16 protein-coding genes and 1 pseudogene are annotated in these 18436 nt (G+C 69.6%); 9 read left to right on the top strand and 8 right to left on the bottom strand.

Annotated elements, in window-relative coordinates:
* Positions 1–3: 3 nt before the first annotated feature.
* The 6 genes from BCF74_RS02655 to BCF74_RS02630 all read right to left on the bottom strand — a co-directional run bounded on the left by BCF74_RS02655 (position 4) and on the right by BCF74_RS02630 (position 5320).
* Positions 4–414: an SseB family protein gene (locus tag BCF74_RS02655; RefSeq protein ID WP_106296413.1), complete on the bottom strand. Its 411-nt coding sequence runs from the start codon at positions 412–414 to the stop codon at positions 4–6.
* A gap of 96 nt (positions 415–510) precedes the next feature.
* Positions 511–1977: a hypothetical protein gene (locus tag BCF74_RS02650; protein WP_106296412.1), complete on the bottom strand. Its 1467-nt coding sequence runs from the start codon at positions 1975–1977 to the stop codon at positions 511–513.
* Positions 1974–4250 (bottom strand): DNA/RNA non-specific endonuclease, encoded by a 2277-nt coding sequence (locus tag BCF74_RS02645; protein ID WP_106296411.1) that lies wholly within the window; start codon positions 4248–4250, stop codon positions 1974–1976. The genes BCF74_RS02650 and BCF74_RS02645 overlap by 4 nt, the downstream gene beginning before the upstream one ends.
* A 1-nt stretch (position 4251) precedes the next feature.
* Entirely contained in the window at positions 4252–4602 is a 351-nt protein-coding gene (locus BCF74_RS02640; RefSeq protein ID WP_106296410.1) for a DUF6507 family protein, read from the bottom strand.
* A 59-nt stretch (positions 4603–4661) separates the two neighbouring features.
* The gene (locus BCF74_RS02635; protein ID WP_106296409.1) at positions 4662–4970 is read right to left on the bottom strand and encodes a pore-forming ESAT-6 family protein; all 309 of its coding nucleotides are present in this window, start codon (positions 4968–4970) and stop codon (positions 4662–4664) included.
* A gap of 14 nt (positions 4971–4984) precedes the next feature.
* On the bottom strand, positions 4985–5320 hold the full coding sequence (locus tag BCF74_RS02630; protein ID WP_106296563.1) for a hypothetical protein: 336 nt from the start codon (positions 5318–5320) through the stop codon (positions 4985–4987).
* Between the two features lie 137 nt (positions 5321–5457).
* Between BCF74_RS02630 and BCF74_RS02625 the strand changes: the two genes are divergently transcribed.
* The 9 genes and pseudogenes from BCF74_RS02625 to BCF74_RS02585 all read left to right on the top strand — a co-directional run bounded on the left by BCF74_RS02625 (position 5458) and on the right by BCF74_RS02585 (position 14224).
* Positions 5458–5877: a hypothetical protein gene (locus tag BCF74_RS02625; RefSeq protein ID WP_106296408.1), complete on the top strand. Its 420-nt coding sequence runs from the start codon at positions 5458–5460 to the stop codon at positions 5875–5877.
* Positions 5874–6905 carry a DUF6177 family protein gene (locus tag BCF74_RS02620; RefSeq protein ID WP_106296407.1) on the top strand — a complete coding sequence of 344 codons (1032 nt, stop codon included), beginning with the start codon at positions 5874–5876 and terminating at the stop codon, positions 6903–6905. Before BCF74_RS02625 ends, BCF74_RS02620 begins: the two co-directional genes overlap by 4 nt.
* On the top strand, positions 6902–7366 hold the full coding sequence (locus tag BCF74_RS02615) for a TY-Chap domain-containing protein (protein WP_106296406.1): 465 nt from the start codon (positions 6902–6904) through the stop codon (positions 7364–7366). Before BCF74_RS02620 ends, BCF74_RS02615 begins: the two co-directional genes overlap by 4 nt.
* A gap of 260 nt (positions 7367–7626) precedes the next feature.
* Positions 7627–8301: pseudogene (gene ftsE, locus BCF74_RS02610) on the top strand (cell division ATP-binding protein FtsE); the annotation flags it as partial.
* 221 nt (positions 8302–8522) lie between these two features.
* The gene (ftsX, locus tag BCF74_RS02605) at positions 8523–9425 is read left to right on the top strand and encodes a permease-like cell division protein FtsX (RefSeq protein ID WP_106296404.1); all 903 of its coding nucleotides are present in this window, start codon (positions 8523–8525) and stop codon (positions 9423–9425) included.
* A gap of 125 nt (positions 9426–9550) precedes the next feature.
* Entirely contained in the window at positions 9551–10927 is a 1377-nt protein-coding gene (locus BCF74_RS02600; protein WP_146132858.1) for a M23 family metallopeptidase, read from the top strand.
* A 128-nt stretch (positions 10928–11055) separates the two neighbouring features.
* Positions 11056–11550, top strand: coding sequence for an SsrA-binding protein SmpB (gene smpB, locus BCF74_RS02595; protein WP_106296402.1), 495 nt, complete (start codon positions 11056–11058; stop codon positions 11548–11550).
* 4 nt (positions 11551–11554) lie between these two features.
* Complete coding sequence (locus BCF74_RS02590; RefSeq protein WP_245889178.1) at positions 11555–13561, top strand: DUF2207 domain-containing protein; 2007 nt, start codon at positions 11555–11557, stop codon at positions 13559–13561.
* Positions 13562–13702: 141 nt separating this feature from the next.
* Entirely contained in the window at positions 13703–14224 is a 522-nt protein-coding gene (locus BCF74_RS02585) for a type 1 glutamine amidotransferase domain-containing protein (protein WP_106296401.1), read from the top strand.
* A 93-nt stretch (positions 14225–14317) separates the two neighbouring features.
* Here the strand turns inward: BCF74_RS02585 and BCF74_RS02580 are convergent, their stop codons facing one another.
* Together BCF74_RS02580 and BCF74_RS02575 are read right to left on the bottom strand one after the other, a co-directional pair.
* Positions 14318–14491 carry a CsbD family protein gene (locus BCF74_RS02580; RefSeq protein WP_106296400.1) on the bottom strand — a complete coding sequence of 58 codons (174 nt, stop codon included), beginning with the start codon at positions 14489–14491 and terminating at the stop codon, positions 14318–14320.
* Between the two features lie 339 nt (positions 14492–14830).
* Positions 14831–18238, bottom strand: coding sequence for a pyruvate carboxylase (locus tag BCF74_RS02575; RefSeq protein WP_106296399.1), 3408 nt, complete (start codon positions 18236–18238; stop codon positions 14831–14833).
* Positions 18239–18436: the final 198 nt, after the last annotated feature.

Here is an 18436-nt window from a genome sequence, read left to right as displayed (position 1 = left end):
TGCCTATGCGAGGGGACTGGTCACGTCCGCGACGAACTGGGAGATGGTCTCGGCCGGCAGCTCCATGCCCACGGGATGGCCGGGGTTGATGACCATGCCCGCTCCCGGGGGCATCCGGCGCATGAGTTCGAGACCGGGCACCCGCACTGCCACCCGCTGCCCGAGCATCGGGGCCATGACTCCTGGGTCCGTGAAGACCGCAAGGAGTTGGACGTCGCGACCTTCTGCCGCGACGATCAGTGGTGACGTGGGGAGTTGGTTGCCCTGTGGCTCGTCATCAGAGGCGATCCACAGTTCCGACGCTGCCAGTGTCCAGAGCGTGGTGGCTGGGCTCAGCTTCCCTTGCTGACCCCGAGCGATGGCCAGTTCGGCCACGGTGGGGATACGCCCGGCTGATGCAGATTCCGATTCCATGGCTCAGTTTCCCTTCAGCGGAAGGTGCGGGTGACGGCTACGCCGTGCCCGGGTGCGCGCCGTGTGCTCGGTCGCCGTGGTCAGGGCCTCACCTTACTAGCGGGTCGTGCCGGGGGTGAGGGTGAGGATGAGTCCGCCGTAGTGGGGGTGCAGGACGTCGGTGGAGCCGGGCATTTCGGTCGCGTGCCCGATGGGGGCGTGGCGGTGGTCGAGGTATGCCGTGGCGTCGGGAGTCGCGCTCAGGGCGGCCTGGAGTGGCTGGTCGTCGGGGTCGGCCTGCCCTCGCGGGGTGGGTTCGTGGTCTGGCTGGTCGGGGTCGTAGCCCAGGACGGATGCGATCAGGGGAGCGTTGAGGACGTCCGCGTTCTCGAGGAAGGTGGCGCGGTCGCGGCGGGAGACCTTCACCGGCTGCACTGGTGATTCTGCGTCGTCGCTGGCGGGCACGATCGGGGGACCGGTCACGGCGCGGACGGCTCGGGTGAACGCGGCATCGACCGCTGTGGCGAGGTTGGTGAGGAACTCGGGAAGGCTGGCACCGGCGTGCATGAACCGGCCCGCTTCTCCGGCGCCGAGGACGGCGCCGGGTAGGCCGGTGTCGGGGTCGATGAGCACGGTGAGTGAGTAGCGGCCGTCGGTGTGCACGGGCTGGTGGGAGCGGCGCGGGCCGAGGTGCCAGATCGCGGGCAGGGCACTGTTGTCGGTGTCGCGGGCGAGCAGGTCGACCCGGAAGCCGGTGCCGCCGGTGTCGATCTGCACCCCGGTGAACGTGGTGATCACGTCACGCCACGCTGGTGGGTACTCCAGCTCGTCGAGGGCCTTGCGGCCGCCGCGGCGGACCTTGCCCGACTTCAGGATCGTGGCCGGGCCGAGCGGGGCCACGAACTGCGGCCACTTGGTCGCGAGAGCCTCCCACGCCGCGATCGCGTCCGCGAACTCGCCTGGATCGACCCCGCGCTGCGGGGTGGGCCACGAGCCGGTGACGCCGTCACCGTTGGGGGTGCCGTCCTTGTCCACCGTCAACACATCGGCGACCGGGTCCCACGCGTGGATCTTGACGAGCTGGTCCTTCATCCAGTCCGGGACATGCTCAGGTGGGCGAGGAAACATCCGCAGCTCGATGGCGTACCCGTAGCCGCCGTACCCGAGATCGTCGGAGTAGTCCGTCGGCCGGACCGGTGGCGGGTTGTCGAAGTCAACCTCGATGACCTGCTCACCCTCGGGGGTGATGGTGAACCGTCCGGTCATCCACGCCCCCACCCCCTCCCGCCACGACAACTCACGCAGCTCAGAGGCAGCGTCGCTGGCCCGCCGTTCGTCATACGACGTCTCGAAATCCCCCTCGTCCTCGAGAGCCCCGTTGTCGAAGTACTCACCATCAAGCATCGACCACGAATTTGCCCGGCCACCGACCCAGGTCTTCATCAGCGTGCGTTCCCGGCTCTCGTGATCACCGTTGCCCCACGCAGACAGATACCCGAAGAGCTCCTCCACCTGCTCCCGGGCGTACTCCCGATCCCGAAGCCGCACCCACGACACCAGCTCCTCCGCCGACACCTGGATCATGAGGTGGCTAGGTCCGCTGTCGCGGTGTTCGGAAATTCCTCGTCCTTGATGAACTTCTCCCTTGCTCCGGTGACGGGGTCGACCGCGGTCGCGCTCAAACGGAAGCGTCGTGGTGGGACTTCCCAGGGGTTGAGGAGGCTGGTCGGGCGGCGGCCGTGCGTGACGGTCATGTCGTAGACGATGTACGCGCTGGGGTCGATCTTCCTCTGCCGGCGCACATCGAGCTCGAACTGGTAGATCGACTGCCAGCGGGGGCCGTTGCGGTTGACGCTGGGGTGTTGCTTGACGAGGTTGATCTTCTCAGGGATGGGGTCCATCGCGTGCGCCAACAGGTGCCCGGCATCGTACTTCTCACCGTCGACCTCACCGCGCACCGCGGCCTGCCCTGCAGTGTTGCGGGTGATCTTCGCCGCCTCATACGTGGCGCCTTCAACGTGGGTGTGGATGGTGCGGGCGTACTTGTCGGTGGTGAAGGTGACGTTGCCGTTGACCCGGTAGGTCACCCCCGGCATGGGCGAGTTCAGGTCCGCGCGCTGCGTACGTGGATTAGCAGCGCGGTCGATGTCGACGTAGTCGACCACGCCCTCGTCATTGATGTAGTACGTCGCGCCGCGTTCCTCGATCCGGACCGTCTTGCCCCACAGCTCCTCGGGCAACACCGTGCGCTCACCGGTGAGTGGGTCCTGCCCGAAGGCGCGGTGGGCCTTGGGTGCCAGGTCCGGGCGGATGTCCTCGAGCGCCACAAGGTCGCCGCGACCTGCCGGTGGGCCCCCCAAAGCGCCGGTGCGCTTGCTGCCGGCCCACTCTCGTGGGGTGTCGGTGTGGCGTGGGTCGCCCTTGCCGCCCTCAATGTAGGTACTGCCATCAGCGGCGGTCCGGGCGCGCGGGTCGACTGGGTCGGTTTCGCGCAACACCACTCGCGAGTCCACGACTGGGTCCGAGGCCCGGCCAGCGCGGGCGATGTCGCCGAGGTCGCCGATGCCGGCAACCGCCACCGGTGGCGGCCGGAACGTGTCGGTGAACCGGTGCACCGCATCCGTGGCGCTGCGCTTGAGGTGGTGCGCGGTCTGGGTCGCCGTGTCGGTGATCCGCACCGAGGTGTTGGTGGTGAACGTCTGCAGGGCGCCGAGCTGGGTGCGTTTGGCCATCTGCAGCTTCTCGAGGCCGTCGAGGGCCTTGAGCGAGCCGGTCTGCATGACCCTGGCGGCGCCGGCGAGGTCGACCGCTTTGCCGAGGGTTCCGATGTCGGAGAGCTTGTTGATCACCGACGCACCCCGGGCCATACCGGTCGCGCCGGCCTTGACCACGCCGGCACCACCGACCGCAGTCAGGAGAATGTCGGTGCCGACCTGACCACCGGTGGCCCACGGTGAGGCGTCGTACTTGCCCCACCCGATTATCGACCCGGCGACGCTCTTGAGACGCTGCGCGGACTCGTTCATGGCCTTGGCGTCGCTCTGGTACCCAGCAAGAATCAGAGCGGGGGAGGAGAACACCGCGACGTCTTGGGTGAGCTGCCACAGACCTGACCAAGTCGCGTCGAACGCACCCTCACCGTTGAGGCCCAGCATGTTCCCGCCCAGCTGACCAATGGTCTGCACCGTGCCGACGGTGATCGCGTTCAAGGCTTGGTAGCCACCCAAGAGGGGGTTGGTCGTCTTCCACGTCGACGGAAAACCCCATGGCGCGTCCCCGCTGGCGGCCAGCTCGGCATACCCGTCCGCAGTCATCCCGAACTGGTACGGGTCGTTCACCGAGGTCTGGCCCTGCACGCTGTACCGGACATCACTGAACAACGCCCGGATCGCGTTGCCGCACTCGACGTACGCAGCATCCCGATCCGCCGCCAGCTGCTCGATCCGAGCCTCGAGCGCGTTCTCCCGCCGCAGCTTCCAGAAGTCAGCATCGAGATCGCTCAACGTGACCTCGGCATCGTCGCGCGCCACATCCGCCTGGTACGTCGCAATGTCAGCAGCGAGCTGGTCCCGCCGGGCCTTCAGCTCGGTCAACCGGTCGGCGTAGGAGTCCAGCGCCTTGCGCACACCCAACACCTGGGTGTGCACGCCATCGGCAACCTGCTCTGGCCGGTCCATCGCGCGCAGCACCAGGCTGGCCTCTGGCGCCTGGTACGACGCACCGAGCGCCTGCCACCCGGCACGAATGTCACGTGCACGGATGAGCAGACCGGCAACACTCGACAGGTAGCTCTCAGCCCCGGCACGCACCGCCTGGGCATCATCGATCGCCGGGAGCCCGGCAGCACTGAGCGCCACCTCAGCGCCCCTGCCCGCCGGGCGCGTCGGGATACGTCACCTGCGTAGCTGCCGTTTGGGAGGTCGCCGCCATCTCGAGGTCGCCCTGAAGGTAGGCATTGGCCGCGTCCGCGGTGCCGCGCACCGCTGACGCCGAGTGGCCGATGACCGTGGTGAGAGCCGGACTCATGACCTCGTCCGAGAAGGCAGCCAGGGCATGGACGACTGCAGGGCTGTTCGGTAGTACGGGTGCAAGACCCTCAGCCATGGCAGCCTCGATCTCACGCACGACCGCCTCATATCCCTGCACCGACTCGCTCGTGCGCATGGCGACGCCCATTGTCGCGGGGTAGTCGATGTCCCAACTCGTCATGTGTGTCCCCTCCCAGTCGCGTCAGCTGACGACGCGACCCAAGCATCTCGCGCGCGTGGTCAGCCGATGTTCTGGACAGCGGCACGGGCGCGGGCCTGAGCGCTGCTCGCGGTCGAGTCGTTCTCGGCAAGCGTCGACTTTACGAGGGCGATGATGTTGCGCACCTCGGACGCTGCGTTCTTCCAGCGCAGCTCGACGGCCTGGTACTCCTCCGAGACGCCGTCAGCCTGGAAGTCGGACATCGCGGCAGCGACCTGCGCGTCGCGCTGGCCCATCACCGACTCGATCTGGCCGATGAGAGTGCCGATGTCGCCCTGGACGCCTGCGGAGGCGCCGGTGTCGAAGCTGATGCGGTCCGTGGTTCCCATGGTCTTTCCCCCGTTCAGGCGCGGGCGCCGAAGCGCGCGCCGTCGAAGTTGGCGGAACCTTGAGCGCGCATGGCGTTGTCGCTCGCCTCCTGGTCCCCGGTCTGGAAGGCGACGTCCATGCCGCCCTGGCCCTGAAGGATCGCCCCCAAGGAGGTGTTGAGGTCAGCCGCGACCTCGTCCGAGCGCGCCTTGAAGGCATCGAAGGCAGCGCGGCCAGCGCCGTTGAACTTGCCCTCCAGCGGCTCGGCGGCGGCCACGAGGCGCAGCACGAGAGAGCCGAGGTCCTGATGCGAACCCTCGGTTCCCGAAGACAGGGTGCTCAGGGTCGAAGACCCCATGTCGAACTTCATGATCACTCCAACTCGTCTGGCCCGACGGTCCCCCGGGGGCGTGAACACTGCCTCCCCATGGAAACCCAAGCCGCCGACATACGCAACCGGGTGCCGACGTTGACGACTCCTGTTCGCCGTGCTGTCAGGATGTGGCCATGTCCACCGACTGGGTCGTCCTGTCCCCGCGCGAGCCGCGCTTCGAGGACGTCGTGCTCGCCGCCGGCCTCGCGCACCCCGAGCTGACGCTCTCTGCTTCCGCTCTCACCCACTTGACTCTGAAAGGCTCGACGGGCAGTCACACTCTGCACATCGGCGTCCCACAGCGACTTGCCTCCTCCCTCGAACGAGTACGCCTGTGTTCGTGGCTTGACGACTCCGCCTCCGACGACGCCCGGTGGTGGGTCGAGGTGACAGCGCATGCCGCGACCCGCTCCGATGCGGCGCCAAGGCTCGCCGAAGCGCTGGCCCGGCAGCTCGACGGCAACGCCCTCGACCTCGCCGGCTCCGACACGCGTGATCAGCCGGTCGACCCATCGACCGACTCGGCGTTGCAGGTCGAGGAGGACGAGTCGTGACCACGGAACCGGGCGTCGCCGACGTCGCGACGCCCGAGGCGCATGTCCTCGTGCAGCAGCGGCGTGTCGTCGCCAAGTCGCCATGGCTGGTGGCGTTCATCACCGAGGCACTGACCGCAGGGCGGCAGGGTTTCGTCGTCACACCGCCGCATACTGCGCTGACGCACGCGACGGCCAGCCTGCTCGCGGAGACCGGGACGCGGTGGATCGTCGACGGCGGCAAGGGTCCCTACGACGGCTTCGGTGGCCGGCGGGTCGCATGGACCGGTCGGACCTACGAGCTCGGTGAGGACCTGCACCCCGACTTCACGCCCCAGCCCGACGTCGATCTGTTCACGCTCACCCTCACCCTCGAGGTGCTCCATCCCATGACCGGCGACCTCACGGTCGGGGGAGTGGTCGCGGAAGTGCTCGAGACCCTGGAGCTCGACCACCCGCTCTCCTGCGGAGTGGTCGAGCCGACGAGCGAGGCTTTCTCCCCGGACTGGATCACCGAGTCGGCGCGTGCGGCGTCCCCCGAAGGGACGACCTTCGTCGTGGTCGCGCCTCGCGCAGAGGCGGTGGTTCGCATCACGCCCGAGCCGGTCGGCATCCTGGAACGCGTCGACATCGAGGCCGCTCTCGAGCGCCCACTCACCCACGAGCACAGAGAGCGGCTGGCCGGTCTCGCCGTGCGACTGGGCGCCCGCTACCTCATGGTCGGCTACCACCGCGCCGTGGGTGGACGCTATGTCCCCCCGAGGCTCACCGGGCCGGTCGTGCCGCACCTCATGATCACGGCCGAGACGCTGCTGGGGATGGCCGTGACCGAGGCAGCCGAGGTCGCGGGAGACGAGGCCACGATCCTTCCGGGGCCTCCGCCCGCGTTACGTCTCGACTACGACCTCCCCGAGAGGGCCGGCGAGGCCCTTCAAGGTGACGGGGGTCGTGACTCCGGGCCCGAGGACAACCCGATCATGCGGCACTACCGCTTCGCCCAGGCCGTCGCGGAACGCGTCGGCGTTCCACCCGAGCGAGGCAATTCATGACGTATGCCGTGGAGCTGCCGGCCGAGGGGCCTGCGGACTGGGGTGCGTGGTCGCGTGACCTCGCCCACCGGATCCGGGCCCTCGGCCCGGAGGAGGATGTCGTCATCTCGGTCCCGTCCGTCACTCGGCCGCACGAGGTGCGCGCTTCCGGCTTCTTCGGCCTCGTCCCCGCCCGGCACGAGGACACGAGCCCGTGGGTTCGGGTGCGCCGGGACGAGGACCACGCGATCGCCGAGCTCGTCGGCAGCGAGTCCTTCGGCGGGGACTTCCTCTTCGCCGAGCTCGAGGAGCAGCAGGTCGAGGCGCTCGGCTGGCGCGCGCCCGGAGGCGACCCCATCGAGGACCGCGTGTGGTCCCGGTGGTTCCCCGACGACGTGACCGACGCGGCATACCTGCCGTTGGGCGACGCTCGAGCGGCGGCCGACCTCGTGACCGCCACTTTGCGACTCCTCCTCGACTGACCGACCGGTTGGGTCGTGTCGATGGCCCCCCGGCGAACCGACGGACATGCAATAGGGGCGCACGCCGGGGCTCGGCGTGCTCACCGGACCGCCGAGTCGGCGTGGGAGGTCGGCATTGCACGTCCGCCGGTCCGCGGCGCCAGCGAGGGAAGGGGAGGGCCCACCGGGCGCGCCGTCCACCGAACCTCCGACAACCGCACAGCCGCGGAACCTATGCTCGTCGGGCATCCGCCCCCGAGCCCGAAGGCCCGACCCCGCGCATGATCCGCTTCGACACCGTCACCAAGGTCTATCCCCGATCGACCCGGCCGGCGCTCAACGACGTCAGCCTCAACATCGAGCGCGGCGAGTTCGTCTTCATCGTCGGACCGTCCGGGTCCGGCAAGTCGACCATGCTGCGCCTCGCCCTGCGCGAAGAGCAGGCCACGTCGGGCACCGTGTTCGTCGCCGGACAGGACCTCGGCACCCTCTCGACGCGCAAGGTCCCGCGGCTGCGCCGTGAGATCGGCGCGGTCTTCCAGGACTTCCGGCTCCTGCCGGGCAAGACCGTCGACCAGAACGTCGCCTTCGCGCTCCAGGTCATCGGCAAGTCCTCGTCCGCGATCCGCCAGCTCGTCCCCGAGACCCTTGACATGGTCGGGCTCGAGGGCAAGGGCAAGCGCCTGCCGCACCAGCTTTCCGGTGGTGAGCAGCAGCGCGTCGCCATCGCCCGCGCGGTCGTCAACAAGCCGCAGATCCTGCTCTGCGACGAGCCGACCGGCAACCTCGACCCGGCGATCAGCATCGAGATCGTCCACCTGCTCGACCGCATCAACCGCGCCGGCACGACCGTCGTCATGGCCACGCACGACGCGCACATCGTCAACGACCTGCGCCGCCGCGTCGTCCAGCTCGACGAGGGCACGCTCGTGCGCGACGAGCAGGAGGGCACCTACCTCGCCACCGAGCAGTTCACCAGCCCCGAGAAGCCGGGTCCGGTGGGTCCGCCCGTCGCCGACGGTGAGCGCCCGGTCGACCTCGACGAGGACCTCGCCGCGGGCCCGGACGCGGTCCGGTTCGGTGAGAGCGACGAGGACGACGACTCGCGCGGCCCCGGAGCGAGCGCTTCCCGGTTCGCCCTGTTCCGACGGCTCGGCTCCCGAGGGGAGGAGGGCCGATGAGGGCACGGTTCATCGCCGGTGAGGTGTGGTCGGGTCTGCGGCGCAACCTTTCGATGGCGCTGTCCGTCGTCCTCGTGACGATGGTGTCGATGTTCCTGCTCGGCATGGGCCTGCTCGCCCAGCGCCAGGCCGACACGATGAAGGGCTACTGGTACGACCGCATCCAGGTCTCGATCTACCTCTGCAACGACAAGGCCACCGCCCCGAACTGTCAGGGCAAGGCCGCCACCGACGCCGAACAGCAGGCCATCCGGACCCAGCTCAAAGCGATGCCGGAGGTCAAGGAGGTCTTCCACGAGACCGAGCAGCAGGCCTACGACCGCTTCAAGGAGCAGTTCCGCAACAGCCCCGTCACCGGCAACGTGCGGGTCGGCGACATCCCGCAGAGCTTCCGCGTCCAGCTCGACGATCCGTCGAAGTTCCCCATCGTCACGAGCCAGTTCGAGGCGGCACCCGGGGTCGCGAGCGTCCAGGACCAGGAGCAGGTGCTCGAACGGTTCTTCAAGATCATCAACTGGATCACCGCGTTCTCCGTGGCGCTCGCCGCCCTCATGGTGGTCTGCGCGACATTGCTCATGGCGACGACGATCCGGCAGGCCGCCTTCATCAGACGCCGCGAGATCGGCATCATGCGGCTCGTCGGCGCCTCGAACGCGACGATCCGGATGCCGTTCATCCTCGAGATGCTCGTCGTCGCCACCCTCGGTGTCGCCCTCGCGATCTTCCTCCTCTGGCTCGGTCTGCGGTTCATCTTCAACCGCGGCTTCAACACCGTCCTCAGCAGCGCCCTCATCGGGTCCGGCGATGTCTGGGCCCTGACGCCCTGGCTCGTCGGAGGAGTCATCGTCATCGCGGTCCTGACCAGCCTGTTCACGCTCCGGCGCTACCTGCGCGTCTAGGGCCGTATGCCGGCCGCGCGCCGCCGTGGCTGACCCACGCCACCCGGACCGGTCACCGATTCACAGGCAACCCGCGTGGGCGCAAAGGTTCCATTTCGGCGTGACTCGTGTTACCAATGGTGATCATGTGGCGAACCCCTGCGCCCCGACACACTGCTGCCCGCCGGTATGCCGGTGTGTCGGCAGCGATGCTCCTGTCCCTTGCCGTCGTGGCCCCGACGTCCGCCGTGCAGAGCGCCGACCCGGACCCCAGCAAGCAGAAGAAGAAGGTGGACGCGCAGGTCGAGCAGCTCAAGGAGGACCTGCACGAGACCAACGCCCAGCTCGCGGCCGCCTACACCGCGCTCAAGACCACGCAGGGCAAGCTGCCCGGTGCCCAGGCCGCCCTGAGTCAGGCGCAGTCGGCCGCCGCGCGCGCTGAGAACGCCAACGCCGTTGCCGCCCAGGAGCTCGAGGTGGCCCAGGCCAACGAGACCAAGGCCCAGGAGGAGCTCAAGGCGACCTCCACCGAGATCAGCAGGAGCCGCGAGCAGGTCGCCCAGTTCGCCGCCCAGATCTACCAGGACCAGGGCTTCGGTGAGCTCGACATGGCGATGACGTCGACGAGCCCGCAGCAGTTCGCCGACCGCATCGCCCTCATCGGCACGGTCATGGACCTGCAGAGCCGCTCGATCGAGGAGCTGGCCACCTCGCGCGCGAGCCTCACCGCGCAGGAGGACCGGCTCTCCGCGCTGCGGGCCGACTCCGAGCGGGCCAAGCGCAAGGCCGAGTCGACTCTCGCCGCGGCGAACGCCGCCCGCGACAAGGCGAGCGCGGCCAAGGCGGCCCTCGACCAGCTGGCCGCCCAGCAGACCACCCAGGCCGCCGCCGTCCAGTCGCAGCAGGCCGCCGAGAAGGCCAGGCTCGCCGGCATGCAGGCCGAGCAGTCCCGACTCTCCGCGGTCATCAAGGCCCGCGCGGCGGAAGCCCTGCGCCGGGCGAAGATCAGGGCCGAGGCGAACCGCAAGGCCAAGGCGGCAGCGGCCGCCCGCGCGGCAGCGGCCGCTGCGGCGTCGCGCAAGAACCGCGACAGCGGGTCGTCCAAGCCGCCGGCGTCGAGCAGCAGTGGCGGGCCGCTCAGCCCCCCGACCACCGTCGGCTGGATCAGCTCCGAGTACGGCATGCGCTTCCACCCGATCTTCCGCGAGTGGCGCCTGCACTCCGGCCGCGACTACGCCGCCCCGTGCGGGACCCCGCTCAAGGCTGCCGCCGACGGCGTCGTCATCGAGTCCGGTGACCGCGGCGGCTACGGCAACCGGGTCGTCATCGACCACGGTGTCATGGGTGGTGTCTCGCTCGCGACGACCTACAACCACATGGAGAGCATCAAGGTGTGGGGTGGCCGGGTGAAGCGCGGCCAGACTGTCGGCTACGTGGGCACGACCGGCAACTCCACCGGCTGCCACGAGCACTTCGAGGTCTACGAGGACGGCGAGTTCACCGACCCGCGCAACTACCTCTGACCCGCGTTCCGCTCGCGCCCTCGGCGCGGAGGCCGCGCATCGGCGGGCGACACGCACACCGGCACGCGGGAAACCACGGCGCGCGGACGGCATACGCTCACGTAGCCTGTGTTCGCACATGTCAGGAGGTGAGTGCGGTGGCCAAGGGTGCCAAGAAGAAGAACGACGACGGGCGTCAGCTCGTGGCGAGCAACAGGAAGGCCCGCCACGACTACCTCATCGAGGACACGTTCGAGGCCGGCCTCGTGCTCATGGGCACCGAGGTCAAGGCGCTGCGCATGGGGCGGGCGAGCCTCGTCGACGGCTGGGCCAGCTTCAGCGGTGACGAGCTGTGGCTCGAGGGCGTGCACATCCCCGAATACGTCTCGGGGACCTGGACCAACCACACGCCGCGCCGCAAGCGCAAGCTCCTGCTGCACCGCAAGGAGCTCGACAAGCTGGCCTCCAAGAGCCGCGAGAGCGGGCACACGATCGTGCCACTGCAGCTGTACTTCAAGGACGGCCGGGCCAAGGTCGAGATCGCGCTCGCCAAGGGCAAGCGCGAGTACGACAAGCGGCACGCGCTGCGTGAGCGACAGGACCGACGAGAGGCCGAGCGCGCGCTCGGCGCAGTGAGGGGATAGGCACATGGGCTCGAGTCGGCAGGGGCGGCTGCGGCTGCGAGTCCGGTTGGCGTTCCTCGCGGCGGTGGCGGCGGTGCTGCTGCCGGCCTCCTTCGCGTGGGGTGCCACGACGTCGACCGGTATGCCGTCCGCTGGCGTGCGTGCACAACCGGTCTCGCTCGCCGGCTTCGTCCCGATGGACGACGACGCGACGAAGTTCGACGTGACCTACGACGTGCAGGCCGACGGGTCGATGAAGGTCACCCAGCGGATCACCTGGGACTTCCCCGCGGGTGCTGGCCGGCACGGCATCTACCGCACGATCCAGGTCCGGGCGGGGTACCAGGAGTCGCAGGACCAGTACCGCTACTACGAGCTGTCCGACGTCGAGGTGAGTTCACCGACGGGTGCGCCGACCGACACCGACATCTCCGACTTCGGCGCCTACAAGCAGGTGCGCATCGGCAGCCCGGACGAGACCGTCGAGGGCCTCCAGGAGTACGTCCTGTCCTATCGGCTGGCCAACGTCGTCAACGACATCGGGGACGGCACGGCCGAGCTCTACTACAACCACGTCGACCCCTCGAACGAGTACGTCTACCGCGACGTCACGGCGACGGTGACCGGCCCGGTGCCGGCCACCCAAGTGGCCTGCTACTACGGCCGTCTCATGGAGGACACGACGTGCACCGGCACCGCCGGGGCGACGTCGACCTTCCAGGTCCCCGACCTCGAGCCGGGGCAGGGCGCGACGATCGTCGTCTCGTGGCCGCGGACGGCGTTCGGTGAGCTCACCCCGGACCTGCGCTCCGGTGGGGACGGCGGCTACGGCGGCGACCTCGGCTCGGGACCGCGGCTCTCGGACACCCAGTCGCAGTACCTCGGCTATGCCCTCGCCGGCGGCGGCATCCTCGCCCCGCTCCTCGCGGGCGGGCTCATGGGCCTGCTCGTGTGGAACCGCGGCCGCGACGAGATGTATGCGGGGCTGACTCCGGGGCTCACGCCCGGAGCGGGGGAGAGCGCCCCCGTCGTGCGTGGGAGGGCTCCGACGGTGACCGTGCAGTTCACCCCACCGCCGGGGGTTGCGCCCGGCCTCGTCGGCACGATCATGGACGAGAAGGCCGACGTCGTCGACGTCACCGCCACCCTCATCGACCTCGCGGTGCGCGGGCATCTCACCATCTCTCCCGAGGACCGCGGCACCTTCCGCAAGGACGACTTCATGCTGCAGCGCACGACGCCGCCCGCGGACGCCGCGCCGCTCGCGGGCTACGAGGCGGAGCTGCTCGGTGGGGTCTTCGGGTCCTCGGACAAGCGCCTGCTGTCGAGCCTGAGGAACACCTTCGCCCCGACGCTGCGACAGGTCCAGTCGATGCTCTACACCGAGACCGTGCAGCGGCACTGGTTCCGTCGCTCACCCGACACCCAGCGCGCCGGGTGGAAGGGTCTGGGCATCCTGCTCATGGTCGGCGGTGCGGTCATCGCGTTCTTCGGCACGGGGTTCTTCGCCGCGCTCGGTGGTGGCGGACTCGTCCTCAACGGCTGGGTGCTCGGCATCGGACTCGTCGTCGCGGGCGTCATCGTGTGGCTGCTCGGCAACCGGATGGCATCCCGCACGGCCGAGGGCAGCGCGGTCTACGCCCAGGCCAAGGGTTTCGAGCAGTACATCGCGACGGCCGAGGCGAACCAGATCAAGTGGGAGGAGGCGCAGGACATCTTCTCGAAGTTCCTGCCCTACGCCATCGTCTTCGGGCTCGCCGACCGCTGGGCCGCGGTCTTCGAGGAGGTCGCGGCGGCGGCGCAGGCCGCTGGCATGACGATTGCGCCGCCGGTCTGGTACGTCGGGCCGATGACCGGCTGGAACTTCGGCAACGTCGCCTCGAGCATGGACTCGTTCTCGACCCAGGCCGCGGGCACCTTCGTCTCGACGCCCGGGTCGTCCGGGGGGTCCGGCCTCGGTGGCGGCGGGTTCTCCGGCGGGGGTGGCTTCTCCGGTGGTGGGGGCGGGGGAGGCGGCGGCGGCTCCTGGTGAGCAGCCTGTCGTGGTGAGCAGCCGCTCGTGGTGAGCGGACCGCCACGGTGAGCGGCCGGCATACGGAACCGGCCGGCATACGAGAACGAGGTTCGCGTTCAGGGGGTTGCTGGACGCCGGAGGGCGTGATGGCGTGGAGGCATGGCCAAGATCGCATTCCTCACCGCAACCGAAGGCATCGAGCGCGTCGAGCTCACCGAGCCGTGGGACGGCGTGAAGCAGGCGGGGCACGAGCCGACCCTGCTCAGCACCGAGTCCGGCGAGGTCCAGACCTTCGACCACCTCGACAAGGCCGAGACCCGGCCCGTCGACAAGGTCGTCGGTGACGTCAGCGTCGACGACTTCGACGCCCTCGTCCTCCCTGGCGGCGTCGCCAACCCCGACGCCCTGCGCACCGACGAGGACGCCGTCGCGTTCGTCAAGGCGTTCGTCGAGTCCGGCAAGCCCGTCGCCGCCATCTGCCACGCCCCGTGGACCCTCGTCGAGGCCGGCGTCCTCGACGGCCGCACCCTGGCCTCCTGGCCCAGCCTGCAGACCGACATCCGCAACGCGGGCGGCACGTGGAAGGACGAGGAGGTCGTCGTCGACGGCAACCTCATCACGAGCCGCAACCCCGACGACATCCCCGCCTTCACGAAGTCCCTCCTCGACGCCCTCTCCTGACCCTGCCGGGCGCCTCGCACGCGACGACGCCCCGTATGCCGGACGGCATACGGGGCGTCGTGGCTCTCACCTCGCGAGAGGTGAGGGACCGCCTCAGTTCTTGAAGGCGTCCTTGATCTTCTCGCCGGCCTGGTTGACGTCCGACTTGCGCTGCTGCATGTCACCCTCGGCCTCGAGGCGCTCGTTGTCGGTGCCCTTGCCGGTGGCCTCCTTGGCCTTGCCGACGACGTCGTCCTTGATGTTCTCGATCTTGTCTCCGATGCCCATGGCACATCTCCTTCTCGTGGATAGGAATCTGCAACCGGAAGGCGCCACGTCTTGACGCGAGGATGCTTCTCCACCATATGTCGCGTCCGACGCTGCCGGTCAAGCCCCTGAACTGGGAGTTTGCTGAACGCGGCGGTATGCGGTGCGGGTATGCCGTCCGCTCACCTCCTGTCCCGAAGTCACCCAATTGGACGCTTGGGGACGGCGGGGCGGTATGCCGTCCGCTCACCGCCCGTCCCGAACTCACCCAATTGGACGCTTGGGGACACCTGTGGTGGTCGGGCTCGCCGCGTGAACAACTCGCCAATTCCACCCCTCCGCCACGCAGACGTGCGCGAGTCACTCCAGGACGAGGATGAGATCTCCGCCCTCGACCTGCTGGTGGTCGCCGATAGCCAACCGGACCACGGTGCCCGCCGACGGGGCGGTGATGTTGGCCTCCATCTTCATCGCCTCGATCGTCGCGACGGCCGCACCGGCCTCGACCTCGTCACCCTCGGCCACCACCGGGGTGACGACGCCCGCGAAGGGTGCCGCGACCTGCTTGGCGTTGCCGGGCTCGGCCTTCTCGGCGGCCTTGACGTCGACCGAGATGCTCTCGTCGCGCACGGTGATGGGGCGGAACTGTCCATTGAGGGTGCACATCACGGTGCGCATGCCCTTGGCGTCGGCGTCGCCGACGGAGGTCACGGCGAGGAGGAGTCGCTTGCCGGCCTCGATCTCGACCTCGTACTCGCGGCCCTGCTCGAGGCCGTGGAGGAACTCGACCGTCCCGAGGACCGAGAGGTCGCCGTGCCGGTCCCGGGCGGCGAGGAAGTCCTTGGTCGGTCCGGGGAAGAGCAGCTCGTTGAGCGTCTCGCGCGGCGACGACTCGAGGGCGGCCTCCTGCTCGGAGGTGAGGTCGGTGACGCGGGGTTTGCCGGTGCGGCCCTCGAGCGCCTTGGACCGGAACGGCTCGGGCCAGCCGCCGGGCGGGTCGCCGAGCTCGCCCTCGAGGAAGCCGATGACCGAGTCGGGGATGTCGTACTTCGTCGGGTTCTGCTCGAAGTCCGCCGGATCGGCGCCCGCGCCGACGAGGGCGAGGGCGAGGTCACCGACGACTTTGCTGCTCGGGGTCACCTTGACGAGGTTGCCGAGGATGCGGTTCGCCGCGGCATACATGTCCTCGATGTCCTCGAAGCGGTCGCCGAGCCCGAGGGCGATGGCTTGCTGGCGCAGGTTCGACAGCTGGCCACCCGGGATCTCGTGGAAGTAGACGCGCCCGGTGGGGGAAGGCAGCCCGGACTCGAAGGGGGCATAGACCTGTCGCACGGCCTCCCAATAGGGCTCGAGCGCGAAGACGTTGTCGATGTCGAGACCGGTGGGGCGCTCCGTGCCGTCGGTCGCGGCGACGAGGGCCGACAGCGAGGGCTGGCTCGTCGTGCCGGCCATCGCCGAGCAGGCCGCGTCGACCGCGTCCACGCCGGCGTCGATCGCGGCGAGGAGGGTGCCGATCTGGCCGCCCGCGGTGTCGTGGGTGTGCAGGTGCACCGGCAGGTCGAAGCGTTCGCGGAGTGCGGTGACGAGGGTGCGCGCCGCGGGCGCCCGCAGCAGCCCGGCCATGTCCTTGATGGCGAGGACGTGCGCGCCGGTGTCGACGATCTCCTCGGCGAGGCGGAGGTAGTAGTCGAGCGTGTAGAGCCGCTCGCCCGGGTCCGAGAGGTTGCCGGTGTAGCAGAGCGCGACCTCGGCGACGGCGGTGTCGGTCGCGAGGACCGCCTCGACCGCCGGCCGCATCTGCGAGACGTCGTTGAGCGAGTCGAAGATGCGGAAGATGTCGAGCCCGCTGCGGGCGGCCTCGGTGACGAAAGCGTCGGTCACGCGCGTCGGGTACGGGGTGTAGCCGACGGTGTTGCGGCCGCGCAGGAGCATCTGGATCGGGATGTTCGGCATCGCCTCGCGCAGCAGGGACAGCCGCTCCCACGGGTCCTCGCTGAGGAAGCGCAGCGCGACATCGTAGGTTGCGCCACCCCACGCCTCGACCGAGAGCAGCTGCGGGGTGAGTCGCGAGACGTGGCCGGCGACGGCGAGCAGGTCGCGGGTGCGCATGCGGGTCGCGAGCAGGGACTGGTGCGCGTCGCGGAACGTCGTGTCGGTGACGGGGACGTCGGTGCGCTCGCGCAGCTGACGGGCGAACTCGGCCGGGCCGACTCGCTGGAGCAGGTCGCGTGTGCCCGGCGGGACCGGCTGCGCCAAGTCGAGCTCGGGCAGCTTGGTGCGCGGCCGGAGGTGGGTCGTCGCCGGGCCGTTCGGCTGGTTGACGGTGACGTCGGCGAGGTAGGTGAGCAGCTTGGTGCCGCGGTCAGCAGGGGTGCGCGCGTGGAGCAGCTCGGGGCGCTCGTCGATGAACGACGTCGTCGCCTCGCCGGCCTGGAACACGGGGTCGGCGAGCACGCCCTCGAGGAAGCGGATGTTCGTCGATACGCCGCGAATCCTGAACTCCGCCAACGCCCTTCGCGCCCGACGCACCGCGGTGGGGAAGTCCCGCCCACGGCAGGTGAGCTTGACGAGCATCGAGTCGAAGTGGGCGCTGATCCGGGCACCCACGAAGACGGTGCCGCCGTCGAGCCGCACCCCGCCGCCGCCGGCGGACCGGTAGATGGTGATCGTGCCGGCGTCCGGGCGGAAGCCGTTGGCCGGGTCCTCGGTCGTGATCCGGCACTGGAGGGCCGCGCCGCGCAGCACGATGTCGGACTGGCGCAGCCCGAGGTCCTCGAAGGTCTCACCCGATGCGATCCGCAGCTGCGCGACGACGAGGTCGACGTCGGTGACCTCCTCGGTGACGGTGTGCTCCACCTGGATCCGCGGGTTCATCTCGATGAAGACGTAGCGCCCGTCCTTGCCGAGGAGGAACTCCACCGTGCCGGCGTTGACGTAGCCGATCTCGCGGGCGAAGCGCACCGCGTCGGCGCAGATCCGGTCGCGCAGCGCGGGGTCGAGGTTGGGGGCGGGTGCGATCTCGACGACCTTCTGGTGGCGGCGCTGCACCGAGCAGTCGCGCTCGTAGAGATGCAGGACACCGCCATCCCCATCGCCCTCGCCGCCCGAGCCCGCGGTCCCGTCGCTGAGGATCTGCACCTCGATGTGCCGCGGGTCGACGACCGCCTCCTCGATGTAGAGCGTCGGGTCGCCGAAGGCCGCGTCGGCCTCGCGCTGCGCCGCCTCGAGCGCCTCCCGCAGGTTGTCCGGGGAGTCGACGCGCCGCATGCCGCGACCACCGCCACCGGAGACCGCCTTGACGAAGACGGGGAAGCCGATCTCGTCGGCCGCGGCCGCGAGCGCGTCGAGGTCGGTGCCGGCTTCCGAGCCGCGCAGCGTCGGCAGCCCGGCGGCGCGGGCCGCCTCGATGGCGCGCGCCTTGTTGCCGGTGAGGTGCAGCACCTCGGCGGGCGGGCCGATGAAGGTGATGCCGTGGCGGGCGCACTCCTCGGCGAGCAGCGGGTTCTCCGAGAGGAACCCGTAGCCGGGGTAGATCGCGTCGGCGCCGCACTCGACGGCGACGCGCACGATCTCCTCGTGGTCGAGGTAGGCGCGGACCGGGTGGCCCTCCTCGCCGACCTGGTAGGACTCGTCCGCCTTGAGCCGGTGCTCGGAGTTGCGGTCCTCGTGCGGGAAGATCGCGACCGTCTTGGCGCCGAGCTCGGTGGCGGCCCGGAAGGCCCGGACGGCGATCTCACCTCGGTTCGCGACGAGCACCTTGCGGAACACGGCATACCTCCTGGCAGCGGTGACGGGGATCACGAAATCCTAGTGACCGCTCGCATCGCGAGACCCCATGACCACACTCCGGACGAACCCCCGACTGATTGCGCACAGTTCGCCTCCGACGCGGAGCGAGGATGCGAACTGTGCGCAATCAGACGCCAGCAGGTCCGGGATCGGTGGTGTCCCGGATGGCCGGTGTTC

The sequence above is a fragment of the Knoellia remsis genome, assembly GCF_003002895.1.
In the GTDB taxonomy this organism is placed as follows: Bacteria; Actinomycetota; Actinomycetes; order Actinomycetales; family Dermatophilaceae; genus Knoellia; species Knoellia remsis.
The sequence above is the reverse complement of the archived record's forward strand: the minus strand, read 5'-3'. Positions and strand labels throughout refer to the sequence as shown.

What these genes read in the sequence shown, in the direction of transcription:
- BCF74_RS02655 (WP_106296413.1), bottom strand. Translation starts at nt 414, where the DNA reads ATGGAATCGGAATCTGCATCAGCCGGGCGTATCCCCACCGTGGCCGAA.
- BCF74_RS02650 (WP_106296412.1), bottom strand. Translation starts at nt 1,977, where the DNA reads ATGATCCAGGTGTCGGCGGAGGAGCTGGTGTCGTGGGTGCGGCTTCGG.
- BCF74_RS02640 (WP_106296410.1), bottom strand. Translation starts at nt 4,602, where the DNA reads ATGACGAGTTGGGACATCGACTACCCCGCGACAATGGGCGTCGCCATG.
- BCF74_RS02635 (WP_106296409.1), bottom strand. Translation starts at nt 4,970, where the DNA reads ATGGGAACCACGGACCGCATCAGCTTCGACACCGGCGCCTCCGCAGGC.
- BCF74_RS02630 (WP_106296563.1), bottom strand. Translation starts at nt 5,320, where the DNA reads ATGAAGTTCGACATGGGGTCTTCGACCCTGAGCACCCTGTCTTCGGGA.
- BCF74_RS02625 (WP_106296408.1), top strand. Translation starts at nt 5,458, where the DNA reads ATGTCCACCGACTGGGTCGTCCTGTCCCCGCGCGAGCCGCGCTTCGAG.
- BCF74_RS02615 (WP_106296406.1), top strand. Translation starts at nt 6,902, where the DNA reads ATGACGTATGCCGTGGAGCTGCCGGCCGAGGGGCCTGCGGACTGGGGT.
- ftsX (WP_106296404.1), top strand. Translation starts at nt 8,523, where the DNA reads ATGAGGGCACGGTTCATCGCCGGTGAGGTGTGGTCGGGTCTGCGGCGC.
- BCF74_RS02600 (WP_146132858.1), top strand. Translation starts at nt 9,551, where the DNA reads ATGTGGCGAACCCCTGCGCCCCGACACACTGCTGCCCGCCGGTATGCC.
- BCF74_RS02590 (WP_245889178.1), top strand. Translation starts at nt 11,555, where the DNA reads ATGGGCTCGAGTCGGCAGGGGCGGCTGCGGCTGCGAGTCCGGTTGGCG.
- BCF74_RS02585 (WP_106296401.1), top strand. Translation starts at nt 13,703, where the DNA reads ATGGCCAAGATCGCATTCCTCACCGCAACCGAAGGCATCGAGCGCGTC.
- BCF74_RS02580 (WP_106296400.1), bottom strand. Translation starts at nt 14,491, where the DNA reads ATGGGCATCGGAGACAAGATCGAGAACATCAAGGACGACGTCGTCGGC.